This is a genomic window from Candidatus Aalborgicola defluviihabitans (assembly GCF_016705985.1).
Taxonomy (GTDB): domain Bacteria; phylum Pseudomonadota; class Gammaproteobacteria; order Burkholderiales; family Burkholderiaceae_C; genus Allorhodoferax; species Allorhodoferax defluviihabitans.
Map to the genome: position 1 here is coordinate 1 of NZ_JADJKN010000020.1, position 13,574 is coordinate 13,574.

Annotated in this window: 11 protein-coding genes and 6 pseudogenes; 9 read left to right on the top strand and 8 right to left on the bottom strand. The window is 58.0% G+C overall.

All coding sequences use genetic code 11. From position 1 onward, the window contains the following. Nucleotides 1-61 precede the first annotated feature (61 nt). The 5 genes and pseudogenes from IPI80_RS15630 to IPI80_RS15650 all read left to right on the top strand — a co-directional run bounded on the left by IPI80_RS15630 (nt 62) and on the right by IPI80_RS15650 (nt 3,350). Nucleotides 62-1,373, top strand: a pseudogene (locus IPI80_RS15630) (NAD(P)/FAD-dependent oxidoreductase). Next, nucleotides 1,373-1,723 (top strand): annotated as a pseudogene (locus IPI80_RS15635) (DUF1365 family protein); the annotation flags it as partial. The pseudogenes IPI80_RS15630 and IPI80_RS15635, both read left to right, overlap by 1 nt. A gap of 245 nt (nt 1,724-1,968) precedes the next feature. Continuing rightward, nucleotides 1,969-2,208, top strand: coding sequence for a DUF1365 family protein (locus IPI80_RS15640; RefSeq protein WP_413861728.1), 240 nt, complete (start codon nt 1,969-1,971; stop codon nt 2,206-2,208). Between the two features lie 289 nt (nt 2,209-2,497). Beyond that, nucleotides 2,498-2,590 (top strand): annotated as a pseudogene (locus IPI80_RS15645) (hypothetical protein); the annotation flags it as partial. Between the two features lie 112 nt (nt 2,591-2,702). Continuing rightward, nucleotides 2,703-3,350: pseudogene (locus IPI80_RS15650) on the top strand (class I SAM-dependent methyltransferase). A gap of 80 nt (nt 3,351-3,430) precedes the next feature. Here IPI80_RS15650 and IPI80_RS15655 read toward each other — a convergent pair. After that, nucleotides 3,431-3,874: a hypothetical protein gene (locus tag IPI80_RS15655; protein WP_413861708.1), complete on the bottom strand. Its 444-nt coding sequence runs from the start codon at nt 3,872-3,874 to the stop codon at nt 3,431-3,433. Nucleotides 3,875-3,984: 110 nt separating this feature from the next. Here IPI80_RS15655 and IPI80_RS15660 point away from each other — a divergent pair, with 110 nt between their 5' ends. The 4 genes and pseudogenes from IPI80_RS15660 to IPI80_RS15675 all read left to right on the top strand — a co-directional run bounded on the left by IPI80_RS15660 (nt 3,985) and on the right by IPI80_RS15675 (nt 7,001). Continuing rightward, nucleotides 3,985-4,932, top strand: a complete 948-nt coding sequence (locus IPI80_RS15660; protein ID WP_413861710.1) for an MFS transporter — start codon at nt 3,985-3,987, stop codon at nt 4,930-4,932. 281 nt (nt 4,933-5,213) lie between these two features. Beyond that, nucleotides 5,214-5,757 (top strand): annotated as a pseudogene (locus IPI80_RS15665) (DUF3833 domain-containing protein). Continuing rightward, a pseudogene (locus IPI80_RS15670) lies at nt 5,757-6,533 on the top strand (SDR family NAD(P)-dependent oxidoreductase). Before IPI80_RS15665 ends, IPI80_RS15670 begins: the two co-directional pseudogenes overlap by 1 nt. A gap of 75 nt (nt 6,534-6,608) precedes the next feature. Next, the gene (locus tag IPI80_RS15675; protein ID WP_413861712.1) at nt 6,609-7,001 is read left to right on the top strand and encodes a nuclear transport factor 2 family protein; all 393 of its coding nucleotides are present in this window, start codon (nt 6,609-6,611) and stop codon (nt 6,999-7,001) included. A gap of 6 nt (nt 7,002-7,007) precedes the next feature. On the opposite strand, the gene IPI80_RS15680 is transcribed toward IPI80_RS15675, so the two are convergent. The 7 genes from IPI80_RS15680 to IPI80_RS15710 all read right to left on the bottom strand — a co-directional run bounded on the left by IPI80_RS15680 (nt 7,008) and on the right by IPI80_RS15710 (nt 12,500). Beyond that, nucleotides 7,008-7,487, bottom strand: coding sequence for a GNAT family N-acetyltransferase (locus IPI80_RS15680; protein ID WP_413861714.1), 480 nt, complete (start codon nt 7,485-7,487; stop codon nt 7,008-7,010). Nucleotides 7,488-7,772: 285 nt separating this feature from the next. Continuing rightward, nucleotides 7,773-8,072, bottom strand: coding sequence for a GNAT family N-acetyltransferase (locus IPI80_RS15685; RefSeq protein WP_413861716.1), 300 nt, complete (start codon nt 8,070-8,072; stop codon nt 7,773-7,775). 379 nt (nt 8,073-8,451) lie between these two features. Beyond that, nucleotides 8,452-8,814 (bottom strand): hypothetical protein, encoded by a 363-nt coding sequence (locus IPI80_RS15690; RefSeq protein ID WP_413861718.1) that lies wholly within the window; start codon nt 8,812-8,814, stop codon nt 8,452-8,454. Between the two features lie 294 nt (nt 8,815-9,108). Next, entirely contained in the window at nt 9,109-9,813 is a 705-nt protein-coding gene (locus tag IPI80_RS15695) for a class I SAM-dependent methyltransferase (RefSeq protein WP_413861720.1), read from the bottom strand. A 202-nt stretch (nt 9,814-10,015) separates the two neighbouring features. Further along, nucleotides 10,016-10,255 carry a GFA family protein gene (locus IPI80_RS15700; RefSeq protein ID WP_413861722.1) on the bottom strand — a complete coding sequence of 80 codons (240 nt, stop codon included), beginning with the start codon at nt 10,253-10,255 and terminating at the stop codon, nt 10,016-10,018. 299 nt (nt 10,256-10,554) lie between these two features. Beyond that, the gene (locus IPI80_RS15705; RefSeq protein ID WP_413861724.1) at nt 10,555-10,944 is read right to left on the bottom strand and encodes a cupin domain-containing protein; all 390 of its coding nucleotides are present in this window, start codon (nt 10,942-10,944) and stop codon (nt 10,555-10,557) included. A gap of 1,406 nt (nt 10,945-12,350) precedes the next feature. Beyond that, entirely contained in the window at nt 12,351-12,500 is a 150-nt protein-coding gene (locus tag IPI80_RS15710) for a hypothetical protein (protein ID WP_413861726.1), read from the bottom strand. Nucleotides 12,501-13,574 lie beyond the last annotated feature (1,074 nt).

Below are 13,574 nucleotides of genomic sequence, written 5' to 3' on the forward strand. Positions count from 1 at the left end.
AGTATACATTAAATGTTAATTTGAACCGTGACAGTTATTTTACAGGTTTGGAGACTACAGCGTGGCATTCAAGGTTGCAATCATCCCGGTTCCGGCATTTCTGGCTTGGGCGCTGCCCTGCGCTGAGCGGGTACGCCGATATCACCCCTGCTCGAAGCCGGCGGCTATTTTGGTGGGCACACCAATACGGTTGATGTCACTCTGCCTGATGTTCAGGGTCGCTCGATAGCCCACGGCGTCGACACCGGCTTTCTGGTTTTTAACGGGCGCACCTACCCCAACCTCATCGCATTGCTGAGCCAACTCGATGTCCGCACCGCCAAGTCCGACATGTCGTTCTCGGTTCAAGCCCCACGGGGCGGCAACGTAACGCCGCTGGTTTGGAGCGGAACCGATCTGAATGGCCTGTTCGCGCAGCGCGGCAACCTGCTCAACCCGCGGTTTTGGGGCATGCTCAAAGGCCTTATGCGCTTCAATGCGTTGTGCACCCGCCTGGCTGAATCAGGCCGGAGGCGCAAATGCAGCAAACGCTGGGTGCGTTCCTGGACGGGCAACACTTTGGCAAGGCCTTTCGCGCGTGGTACTTCATGCCCATGATGGCCTGCATCTGGAGCTGCCCCCCGCAACAGATGCTGGAATTCCCGGTGGCCACCATGGTCCGGTTTGCCATAACCACGGCTTGCTGCAGGTGACCAACCGTCCGCAGTGGTGGACGGTGCAGGGTGGGGCACGCCACTATGTTCAGGCCATTACAGATTCCATCACCGACAAACGCCTGAACAGTCCGGTAAACGCCTTGCGGTACGACGCAGAGGCCAACGGGGCCCAAGGTGGCGTCTGGGTACATACGGCGCAAGGAAGGGAGCTGTTTGACCGTGCCATTGTTGCCACCACTCCGACCAGGCGCTGGCGATGCTGCATGACGCCAGCAGCCAGGGGCGCGCGGTGCTGGGCGCCATCGCTACCAACCTAACGTGGCCGTATTGCACACCGATACCGCTGTCATGCACTCCCCAGCGTGCTGCCTGGGCCGCCTGGAACTACGAGTGCGCGCAGGATGCGCGCCAAGAGGAATCCCGCGTGTGCCTGCACTATTGGATCAACCGCCTGCAACCCCTGCCGTGGAAGGACGACGTGATCGTCAGCCTCAACCCGGTGCGTGCCATTGATCCCGCCAAAATCATTCGCCGTATTGACTATGCGCACCCCGTGTTTGATCTGGCCGCCATGGCTGCGCAACGACAGATGTCCGATATTCAGGGTTCGTGGCTGCTATTTCTGCGGGCGCCTGGATGGGCTATGGCTTTCACGAAGACGGTCTCAAGGCCGGCATGGCCGCAGCCAAGACGCTTCTAAAGGACCGGGCCATATGATGAACACTTCCTCGTCGCCATTAGCGCCCATTGCCCCATATTGGTTTGGCGTCGTGCACCATGCGCACGCGCCCCAGTGCCCACCGCTTTACCTACGGCACCTATTTCCTCATGCTGCCCATGCATCTGGAGCAAGCAGTGGACGAGGCGCTGCCGCCGCCAGTGCAGCCCAATCGGCCCGGCGCCTTGAGTTTTTTGACGAAGACCACGGCGAAGGCCGCAGCGCTGCACAGGGTGGCGCTATGCCATGGCTGCAAACGCTGCTGCGCAGCCAGGGAATTCTGGATGCCGATGGCGATGTCTGGCTGCAAACCTACCCACGCGTGTGGGGCTACACCTTCAAGCCGGTGAGTTTTTGGTACTGCTACCGTGCCCGCGCGGCACGGTGGCTCCTGCGTGCCGTAGTGGCCAGTGAACAACACCTTTGGCGAGCGCCATTGCTACGTGCTCGATGCCCCCAGTGGGGTCAGACCGTAACGGCCGACAAAGGTGTTCCACGTCAGCCCTTTCTGCGAGGTGAAAGGGCGCTACCGCGTTTGCTTCACCGGGGAAGTAAAAGAAGGCGAAACGGTGGTGAGTGCTCGCATTGACCACCATGACGAGATCGGCCTGCTCATCCACACGGCTCACAGGCGCACTCCAGGTACTGGACGCCCCAGCGCGCCGGCGTGCCCTGTGGCGCTACCCGCTGATGACGATTGGTGTGTTCTGGCACATCCACCGCGAAGCTTTCACGCTGTGGCGCAAGCGCGTTCCATTTTTCAGTAAACCTGCACAGGCCGCAGTTGTGGCGACCCGCAGCCATTCTTCACAACCTCCCATCTCCAAGCATTGAACGGACACCACCATGCCCACTACACTTTCTGCCTCTGCCCGCTTGGCCTTGCCAGCCAACACCCCGTTCACTGCACGCCGCGTGCTACGCCTGCTGCAACAGCTGCGCGTGGGGGTTCTGACTATCGAATTGCCCGACGCCAGCCAACACCGCTTTGGCCAGGCGCATGAAGACCATGTGGGCTCATCTGTGCCCCATGCGCACCTGACGCTGCACAACTGGCAGGTGTTCACGGCGGCCCTCAAGAGTGGAGACATTGGCTTTGCCGAGAGTTACATCTCTGGCGACTGTGCTCAAGCACCTGGCCCAGCGCAATACCCGCACCGGCAGCCGCAAGAATATCCACGCGCACTACGACCTGGGCAACAACTTCTATCGTCTGTGGCTCGATGAAACCATGAACTACTCCAGCGCCTGGTTCAACGGCGACCGCAGCTTGCCGATTGCCACAGGCGCAAACCGCCGAGGTGCGCCGAGCGCTGGATGCGGTGGGCGTGAAAGCTGGCGACCGCGTGCTGGAAATTGGCTGCGGCTGGGGTGCGCTGGCAGAGCAGGCTACGCAGCACTACAACGCCAGCGTGGTTGGCGTTACGCTGTCCACCGAGCAGTTGCAGTGGGCCAATGAGCGGCTGCAGCGCCAAGGCGTTGCCACCGGGGCGGGCCAGCAGGCCGACCTGCGCTTGCAGGATTACCGCGATATCAGCGATGCGCCTTTTGATGCCATCTGTTCCATCGAAATGGTAGAGGCCGTGGGCCGAAACCTACTGGCCGCAATACTTCAGCACCGTGGCGCGATTGCTCAAAGAGGGCGGCAAGGCCTGCGTCCAGAGCATCGTCATCCGCGATGATCTGTTTGAGCGCTACGTGGCTCCACTGATTTCATCCAGCAATACATCTTTCCCGGTGGTTACCTGCCCTCGCCAGCCGAGTTTCGCAAACAGGCACAGGCGGCTGGTTTGCGGGTCGTGGACGAGGTGGCCTTTGGCGGCGACTATGGCCACACCTTGCACCTGTGGCGCAAGGCATTCCATGCCCGGCGCGACGAGGTGCTGGCGCTGGGCTTTGACGCCCGCTTCATCGCATCTGGGACTTCTACCTGGCCTACTGCGAAGCCGCGTTCACCACTGGCGACATCGAGCTGATGCAGTTCACGTTGCAAAAGAAACGCTATGAAAGAAGTAGTGGCCTACGTATATTTGACGAGGGCTATCGGTCTTTTTGCTTAAGCTTTTTCGGTGCTGGCACAGTCGGTCGCGCCGCTGCCCGCTCCGAAGAGGTGGTGGCTGTTCAACCGCCGCTGCAGGCTGCGCGGTGGCAGCACCTGACTTTCCTGGGCATGGGCATCTATGACACGCGCTTGTGGTCGACCAGTAGTTTTGCGCTGGATCAGTACGACCAATCCCTTTGCGCTGGAGCTGCAGTACCGGCGCAGTCTCAGCGGCAAACTGATAGCAAAGCGCTCACTCCAGGAAATGAACGCCAAAGCAGTTTTGACTCCACACAAGCCGATAACTGGCTGGCCCGCATGCAGGCGCTGTTTCCCGACGTAAAGGCGGGTGACCGCATCACCGGTTTCAATCAGCCCGGTGTCGGTGCGCGCTTTGCAGTCAACGGCAAACCAGTGGGTGAAGTGCGCGACGCCTGTTTGCCAGCTTATTTTCGGCATCTGGCTCAGCCCCAGACTTCAGAATCCGCCATGCGCTGCGCGTTGGGCCCAGTGTTCGTAATGCCTGACAACGCAACACTCACCTGGGGGCCTTGGCGCGGGTTTGCGCTATGGGTCTTCTGGGTTTGCCGCTGGCGTTTTGTGCGCTGCCGTTGTACGTGTTCATGCCCAATTTCTATGCCACGCAGTGGGGTGTCTCATTGGCGGCGTTGGGCACCTTGCTGCTGGCGTTGCGGTTGTTGGATGCGGTGTTGGACCCCGCCATTGGCCACTGGGTGGACCGGCTGGCAGCGGGGCCGTTTGCGCGGTTGCTGGGTGCCCTGGTTGGTGCGGGGGTGTTGCTGGCGTTGGCCTTTGCGGCGCTGTTTCATCCGCAGGTTGCAGCGGCCCATGCGCTGACTTGGGCCGGTGTGACGCTGGCTTTGACTTATTTGGCCTACAGCTTGCTCACCGTTGCCCACCAAAGCTGGGGTGCGCGACTGGGGGGCGATGCGGTGCAACGCAGCCGCATCGTGGTCTGGCGTGAAGGGCTTGGATTGGTGGGTGTGGTGTTGGCCTCCATCGTGCCGGCGCTTTGGGGCGTTACACCCACGGCAATCGTCATGGCCGTTGCGTTGTTGTTGGGGCTGTGGGCTTTGTCGGGTGCGCCACGGCCGCAAGCGCGGGTTGGCGCAGCGGCCCCATTGCCTGCATACTTGGAAGGCCGGCAACTCTTGGCGCCCTGGAAAGACACCGCCTTTGTGCGCCTGCTGGTTGTGTTTGCGCTCAATGGCATTGCCACCGCTGTACCGGCCACGCTGGTGCTGTTTTTCATTCAAGACCGGGTGCAAAGCCTGCCATCCATGCAAGGCGTGTTTCTGGGCCTGTATTTCATGTGCGCCGCACTGTGCATGCCCCTTTGGTTGCGGGTGGTGGCGCGGCTGGGGCTGGCACGCAGCTGGTTGCTGGGCATGGTGCTGTCGGTGCTGGCCTTTGCAGGTGCTGGCGGCAGTGGGCGCGGGCGATGCATTTTTGTACGGGTGGTGTGCTGTCTTGTCGGGTCTGGCCTTGGGCAGTGACCTGGCCGTGCCCGCTGCGCTGCTGGCGGGCATTACGGCCGCGACGCCCGCAGCCACGGCGTGTACTTTGGTTGGTGGAACTTTGCCGCCAAGCTCAACCTGGCAATGGCAGCCGGTTTGACCCTGCCACTGCTGGGCTGGCTGGGCTATGCACCCCGGCGCGTGATGCGCACAGCCTGCAAGCCCCTCACGCTGGTTTGTGCCTGGTGCCTTGTGTGCTCAAGCTACTGGCCGCCGCCGCACTTCACTACTTTTTATACAAACGCGAAATGGAGAATCTTATGCAACGTAGAACATGGATCAGCGCTCTGGCATTGGGTGCCCTGGTGGCGTTGGGTGGATGCGGTACGCCCAAGGTGACCGATTACGCAGCACAGCGCCCCGTGCTGGACATGCGCGAATACTTCAATGGCACGCTGGATGCCTATGGCGTCTTCACTGACCGCAGTGGTGCCGTGGTCAAGCGCTTTACGGTGGTCATGGATCTGCAGCTGGAATGGCAATGGGGGCGTGTTGGACGAAGCCTTTACCTATTCCGACGGTACGCACCAACGCCGCGTCTGGCGACTGACCGCACAGGCCGATGGCCGCTTTGTGGGCCGTGCAGACGATGTGGTGGGCCAGGCGCAGGGCCAGCAAAGTGGCAATGCATTTCAGTGGGCCTACACCCTGTCACTACCTGTAGACGGGCGGGTTATTGAAGTGCAGTTTGACGACTGGATGTACCTGATGGATGAACGCGTCATGCTCAACCGCGCGGCCATGTCCAAGTTTGGCGTGCGCCTTGGGGATGTGACCTTGAGCTTTTTCAAAAGGAAAGCCTGATGTCGTTGAACCCCCGCATGGCTCAGTGGTCGGGCAAGCGCGTGTGGCTGGTGGGCGCGTCCAGCGGCATTGGGCGCGCCACGGCCAGCGCTTTGCATGCGCAGGGTGCCGCCGTTATCGTCTCGGCCCGCAACGCCGGGTCTTTGCGGAATTTGTGGCCCAGCACCCTGGTGCCCAGGCCTTGCCGCTGGACGTAACCGACAAAGCCGCTGTGCGTGCAGCAGCAGCGGTCGTGCAGCAAAGAGGGCGGTATGGATTGCGTTATCTTCTGCGCCGGTCACTACGCAGCGCAGAGATCCGACGCGCTGGACCTGGATGACCTGCTGCGGCACGTGGAAGTTAACTACCTGGGCGCGCTCCACCTGCTTGATGCGGTGCTGCCGCATCTGCTGGCGCAGCCGGCAGAGCGGCGCGGCCACATCAGCCTGGTGGGTAGCGTGCCGGTTACCGGGGTTTGCCCAACGGCCTGGCCTACGGCCCCACCAAAGCCGCACTCATTAATTTGGCTGAGACGTTGTACACCGACCTGCGTGTCCACGGCGTGGGGTGTCCATCATCACTCCGGCTTTGTAGAAACACCGCTGACTGCACAAAACAGTTTCAAGATGCCGGCATTGATCACCCCCGCCGTGGCTGCGCAAGAAATCTTGCGTGGCTGGGCGCGTGGCGCGTTTGAAATCCACTTTCCGCGCCGTTTCACTTGGGCAATGAAGCTGCTGGAACTGTTGCCGTATCCTGTATTTTTTGCCACCATGCGCAGGCTGCAAACTACCTGAAGACCATGACCCCTTTGACCAATCCCGATCCCAACGGTGACTACCCTGCAGCGGTAGAACGCATCGTGCAGATGTTTGAAACTCTCGCCCGCGTCAGTCGAGCAGCTGGCTGCGATATACATCCCGCACGCCCGCTTCAAGGACCCGTTCAACGACGTGCGCGGCCTGCCCGCCATTCAGCACATCTTTGCCCACATGTTCACTGCGCTGGAAGCACCGCGCTTCGTGGTGACGCGCCGCATCCAGGATGGAAATCACTGCTTTTTGGCCTGGGAGTTTCGCTTCCGGTTTCGACGCTTTGACACGCACACCGCGCAATGCATTCTGGGTGGCTCGCACCTGCAGCTCGCCCCCGATGGCCGCATCCTGGACCACCGTGACTACTGGGACGCCGCCGAAGAACTGTACGAAAAACTGCCCCTGCTGGGAGGCCTGATGCGCTGGCTCAAGCGGCGTGCGAACGCGTAATAGGCGTCAATTTTTGCCAACAGTCTTGCGCATATTGATCCCGGTTACCCCATACCCCAGCGAGCTGTACAGTGCCTGGGCAACAGGGTTGTGGCCGAACACATGGAGCCCGATGCTGGACAGGCCAAGCGACTCCACCAGCGGCTCCAGTGCAATAAAGGCTGCCCGCGCGTGACCCTGTCGTCGAAACTCGGGGTGAACTTCCAGGTCGTAGACGAAGGCTGACCGAATCCCGTTCTTCACCACGATGGCAAACCAGATCTCTCCGACAATGGTGTTCGTCACTTCGTCTCGAATTTCAAAGATGTAGTTGTCCGGTGTGTCCAGCCCTTGCGGAAGCGATTCGTCGAAATCGTCGTATGAACGCTGGAGGGCGCCCGCTTCTGGCCAGCGCCCAGCGGCAACGTTGTCGTCGGCGTAGCCCTTGGCGGCGGAGTCGCGGTAGCGCGCGAAGGACGGCGGTGGCATAGGTGTGAGTATGGTCATCGATTGGTTCACCTGTAAAACCCAGCGTACAGTGCAGCGCTATGCATCACAGCATGTGCCATATACCCAGGACCCCGTAGAGGTGGAACAACCCAATGAAAAGATAAATGCCAGACGAGACCAGCCAAAAAGTGTGGGAATTTTCTGGAAAGGCTGGCCTAAGCAGCGGAAGAGCTATTGTTCGGTCCATTCTTTCGCCGGCCCCCATAAAGCGATAGACCGGTGCACCCCAGACGATGCAGCCTAGGTGGGCGAGCGCTGCGGCAGCGTTGCAAATGGCGCCGACTATGAGAGCTTGTTGGGCAGTGATGAGCACAGAGTCTCTGCCTTCATGAAATGTACTTCTGTATCTGACTCACACTCGACCGGTGCGAAACCAAGGCTTGTGTAGAGCGCTACCGCAGCAGCGTTATCTCTGTAGACACGCAATGTGACAGTAGTTGCACCTGTAGTTTGAATGGCCTTGGCGACGAGTTGTTGGCACAGCATGCGACCAATACCCTTTCCGCGCGCCAGAGGCGAGACAATGATTCTTCCGAGATGCACCGATCCTGGCGTAAGAACCCAGTACTGACCGAAGCCCAAAGGATTGCAGATTTGTCCGCTAGACAGTAGCTCTCACCATCGACAACCGAAAGCAATGTGGGAAGGTCGGCGGTGAATGGAAACGGTACCCGAGGACCGGCCCAACGCAGGCAAGCCACAGCGTCCGGAACCCACGAGGCGATTGACTCGTAGTCAACTGGCTTTGGGGCGCGAAGTGTGAAGAACATTGTGTGGCTAACGTCTCAGTTCCACCGCCCGTGTACCCGGACACCCTTCGCACAAGCGGGCCTGCATGCGCTTGCTAGGCATATCGTGTTTTCTCTGCTAATGCAGCAGGAAGTCTTTGATGTCATTGGCAATGAGTTCTGTTTGAAGTGGGTTTTTAGGGTTTCCCAGGCTGACGCTCCATCTGGCGAGATCACTTTATCCAGAAATTTCTGGAGCCGGTTCTCTGAGATAAAGTAGACCAATATTCTGGATTAACCGTGTAGCGCTTTCCATCTAGTTCAAATTCGCAAAGAAGTTGGAAAGTCCAAGTTAGTCTTGCGCCACCCCTTTGGCCAGGTGTCCCCAGGACTTTTTTCCATTCCTTGTCCGTGCATTGGGCCAATACTTTTTTCCAGTTTCGTCTGACAATTCGACCCCGAAAAAGAATGCTGATCAGTGCAAGAACCAGTCCAAAAATAGAAATTGAAAACAGCGCTGCTACTTTTAGGCCAGCAAAGATTCCACCAATGAAAAACAGTGCCCCAAGAACTGCTCCCCAATTCGTTTCCATCATGGCATATGGATCACGAGAGGGAATAGACTTAATACGCCATTCGTTTTTCTGCGGAATCTCCGGCAGATTTCATTGCGGATAACGGTCCTTTTTAAGTTTGCCTCAACACTTGACATGAGGGGCGTGTGGAGTCCGCAGGCTGGAGCACATCCCTTCGATGGAAGGGTCAGGGCTCTCTCTCGCTTGATCTAGGCACGGGCAAGCAGACATCGAAAAGAGGCTTGAATGACAAAACTCTGGTCCGCGTTCCGGAATGGCTGAAGTGCAGCCTCGTGTGCAGCGTTGACAGACTCCTCACTTGAGTTTGCGGCGGCGTGCTGCGACACCCGATGAGCGGAGGCCGCGTAACGCGACTTCCAGACTTTCGTATTTCCAAGGTGAGGGTACATCGAAGATCTCGACGGGCTCAAGACCGGCCGCGGCGGCGAATGCGCGGAGTGCGGATTCATCCGACAGCGCAAACGGCCCGGGCGCTCCCGCCGGCGGCGCAGGCATCAATGGGCGAAGCGCGGCTACCAAGGCCGCAGCTTGCATTCCTGCGGGTTCCCCCCAAGTCATAATGAGAACCAAGGCCCCTGGCTTTGCGACCCGTTTCGTCTCTTTCAACGCGATCGTTGGATTTCCGGCGTACTGCAATGAATTGAAGCCGGTCACGAAATCGAATGTGTTGTCCGGGAATGGCAGGTTCTCAAGTTCGCCAACGAGGAACTCCGCAGAACGAACTCGTTCTCTTGCGATTGCAAGAAGGGAAGGCGAAGCGTCAAGCCCCGCAACTTTCGCGCCGCGCTCCGCCGCAATTTGGGCGGCCATGCCAGCGCCGCAGCCGACGTCAAGATATGTCGTAGTGGGTCCCAAATCCGCTCGGTCGAAAGCGGCCAGGTAGACCGCGCGGCATTGTCCTTCTTGAATCTCCGCCCAGTCCCGTGCGTGCGCACCCCAAAGATTGCCGTTGATGGAAGCCGTTCTGGGTTTCAGCTCATCTGCCATCTTGTTCTCCATGCGTAGACATCGATCGTAGTCTTTTTTTCAAAGGTGAGTTGAGTTTTTAGAGCCCTAACGAATGAAATGGACTTCCCCGTCCCAAGCAAGCCGCGCCCCGTATGGGTTGAAAAAGAAGCCGGATTCCGTGGTCAATCGTTGGCGCTCCGCTTGAGGTAGGGGTTAAGCATCAGTTGCGGCACTATGCGGAAGAGCCCCTTCTTCATTGCGTGCGGTCTGCTGGGTGGTTGACGCCATCGTTCAACGGCACTGGCTCGAGATAGAACGGGTTGATGCCTTCCAAGCAGCCAACGTTGTAGCCGTACTGATTCGGGAACGAGCGGCGTTGATGATGGGTGTAGATGCCACAGATGGAGCAGAAGTAGTGCTTGGCTACATTCGTATTGAACTGATAGTGCTGCAGCGCATCTTCGCCCTGGATGACCGTGATGCCCGACAGCACAACCGATGCGACGATTGCACCCTTTCTGCGACAAATTGAGCAATCACATCGGCGTGGGTTGACAATGCCATCTGGTAGGTCAAGTTCAAGAACGACAGTACCGCAGTGGCAGGAGAGCCTGTGTTTTGTTTTGACGGCAACACGCCGACGGACTTGATCATGCGCACCTCTTGCCAAGACGGCTGTTTCTGATGTCTAACGATTAGCGTTTATTTGCCGAAAGGGGTAATTCGTGGTTTCTTCCAACTTTGCCTCGCGGCAGATAAACACTAATCGTTAGACCGCACTTTGTGACCGCGCTAACCTTGCACGGAAGGGACTTCTTCCGTAGGAAAGCCGGCAGGTAGGACGACTTCAAGCATTTCGATGTCAGGGCTGTGACCAAGCTCGCGGTGGCGAATGTTCGGGGGCTGGTGGACACATGAACCTGCCTCGAGACGGACAACACCTTGACCTTCGTATTCGAATTCGATCCAGCCCTTGAGGACGTACACGGAGTTGGAACTCGGTTTTGTGACGATGCGGTTGACTGGAGAACTCTTTCCAACTGCCGCTCGGATGATATGAGCGTCGACGCGCCCACTTGTAGCGTTCTTAATTCCGAGATCGCGGTATCTCGAGAAGGAGCGTAGCCCTCGTTCGAACGTGGCACCTTCAGCGTGCGAGGCGACAAAGCCTTCCGTGGTCATAGAGCATCCTTTCGATCACTCGGTGGCAGGAAAGCGGGTTTGTGTGACCTAACGAGGCTGTAAAACCCGATTTCCACGCGCGCCATTTCGGCTGCACTCCTTCCGCGGATCAGTTTTCGTGAATTTTGCGTCCATCTACAAAGTGTGCGCATTTTGTGGATCCGTTTTTACGCCTATTGACGGTTCTAGGGCCCCATTTTCCACCCTAACGCGTTCTGTGCCGCCCTACGCCCGTCTTGGACAGCTTCTCAATGTTTAGTACCAGGCAGTGAGTTCCACCTGCGTGTTGACCTGGTGCGTCCTCGGTGGTTCAGCCGCGTCAGGCGCTTGTTGTGCCGGATGTTGGAAAACACCGGCTCCACGGGTGCCAAAGCTGGGCTGTATGCTTCGGCGTCCCTTGGGCGATCGATGGCTTAGCGCATGCTCGCTTGGGTTTGCGGTGTCTTTGGGCTTGGGCACAAAGTAAGTGACCTGACGACCACGTCCGTAGTTCCGGTTTGATTGGGCCTTTGAGGCATTGCCCACTCAGCGCACAGGCATTGCAGTCGATCTTTTGGCGGTGTACGTTTGGTAGTGCAAACCCCTTGATGAGAGTAGATCGTGCAGCATAGTCATCAATTGACCCGCAGGACACGTCGCGGTGTTGTTGTCGTTCGGCTGAAGTCCCGGGGCCAAAGCGTTTGACTTCTTCTCTCCCGGTGGCCTTCTTCTCAGACAGCGGGTCGGGCTTGCCTTTGTATTTGTCCTGCTCCGCAAGCGCTCATCGCGGTATCGCATTTGGTTGTCGGCAACTATGGCCGGAATGCCTTTTTTCCATCAGCTTTGCGATGTTGGCATCGCTGTGGTATCCGGTAATCTTGCGGCTTGGCCAAAGGGTATCTGGTGTGCGATAGACTAGCCTGCTCAATCATGGGTAGCAAGCGCTTTAGCTTGCTCGGAACCTGAACCAATGACGAATCCCGCTGCACTGATAATTTGGTTTGGCTGTCCACCGCGGCCTGTGTCGCGCAGCCTTGCAGACACCTTTGCTTGGTGCCATCTTGGCACTCTGAGGGTCTGTGACATTGGATTTGGGTTCTTTGCCTTTGCTACCCATGCGTTTGGGCGAGGTGCCCAGGAATTCCCGGGTGCGTGCTGCTTTGCAGGGCGTCCATCTGGGTTTGGCGTTTTGGGCTCTAGTACCTGCGTCTGATTCAGGCCTTGTTTGTCTTGGGCCTGGTGCAGGTTGTGTTTTGTCGGCTGCCTTCTCTAACCGATCGGCGCGGTGGCGCCGTACTTGTTGGTACGCTGCGCTCTTTGCTGGCGTTGCTAAGCAACTCGGACGCCATCGATGGCGAACATCGCGTCCGATCAGCCTTGGGCATCGCAGGTCATCAATACTTGGCTGAACAGGTTTGAGTTGGTCATCAAACTGCAGACAAACTTGGCGATGTGGGTGGCTGGGTTGGCTGTCCGCCGCTGATGGCGATGAACAGGACGTTACGCAGGCAGGCTTGTTCGATGGACCGGCTGGAGATCAAACTCAGGCTGTAGGCCAGTAAAACGATCTTGGGCATGACGCGGGGTCATAGGCACTAGCTCCGACTGAATCGTTCTTGAACTTGCATCCATCGCCTTGGATCGGAGTTCGTTGTCTACGAGGTAGTCCAGTGCGAAAGGCGAAACCTGCCGGGGACGATTTGTTCGGACACACGACTGGCAACAGCATGCTGTTGCGGTCTTGGAGACTTTGTAGCGGGCCGTTTTTTGCGCAGTACGTTGGGGATGTAAACCACAACGTTTTAGGCCACCTGAGGGTAGACAGAAAATGCCAGTGGGAGAGGTTTTTGGAGCCTCAACGTTGAAATTCGCGGGGGGCGTAGCCATCCGATGGAAGACTTTCGGTTAACGGCATGTACATGTGGCCAACGCTTCGGATTTTGTTGAATTACGGCCAAAACGAACAAGATCATTCTTGCCGTGAAAGACACGCCATACGGAAACAGTGAAGAGTGTGCGGCGTACTCCCGGGACAATTTCCGCGTACAAGCGGAACCCACTCAAGGCGTTTAGTTTGAAGCTCGGAGCCAACTCAAATTCAGGCCGGAGTCCCTTTGCTTTTCTTCACATACCAATCAAACGCTTCGCCGATTTCGCGAACGGCCCGACCGAAACTTCAGGCGTACGCCACGCAACCGCTTTTCAAATGTGCTTTACTTCGACCCGGTCAGGAATATCTCCGCCTCTGGGTTGCACCTGCAAAATCGGCCAAGCGCTTCTTTGAGTTCGGTCTTTAGCTCAGAACTTCAATGGCGTGAGGAAGGGCCGCAATCGCTCCCCATATCACTGCAACGAGTTGAATCCGCTCCTGCACAGGCAGTTCCAAAATATCGGCAACAGAAATTTGGTTCTGCTGGGACGTAGATTGCCCACGGACGCTTTGATACGCGTTAACGTTGATGATGACCCGCGAAAGCCGGGTTGATCAACCAGTTTAACCCTGCAACCCAATAGGCCTGGCTGGCGACGATGGTGGGCGATGCCAACACCCGAACTGAGCCATCGACTTCAGGTAGACGACGTCAAAGTGAAAAGCCTTGAACATTGCACGTCGAATATCCGGGGCAAGAACAATGCGTGAGCGATCAGGC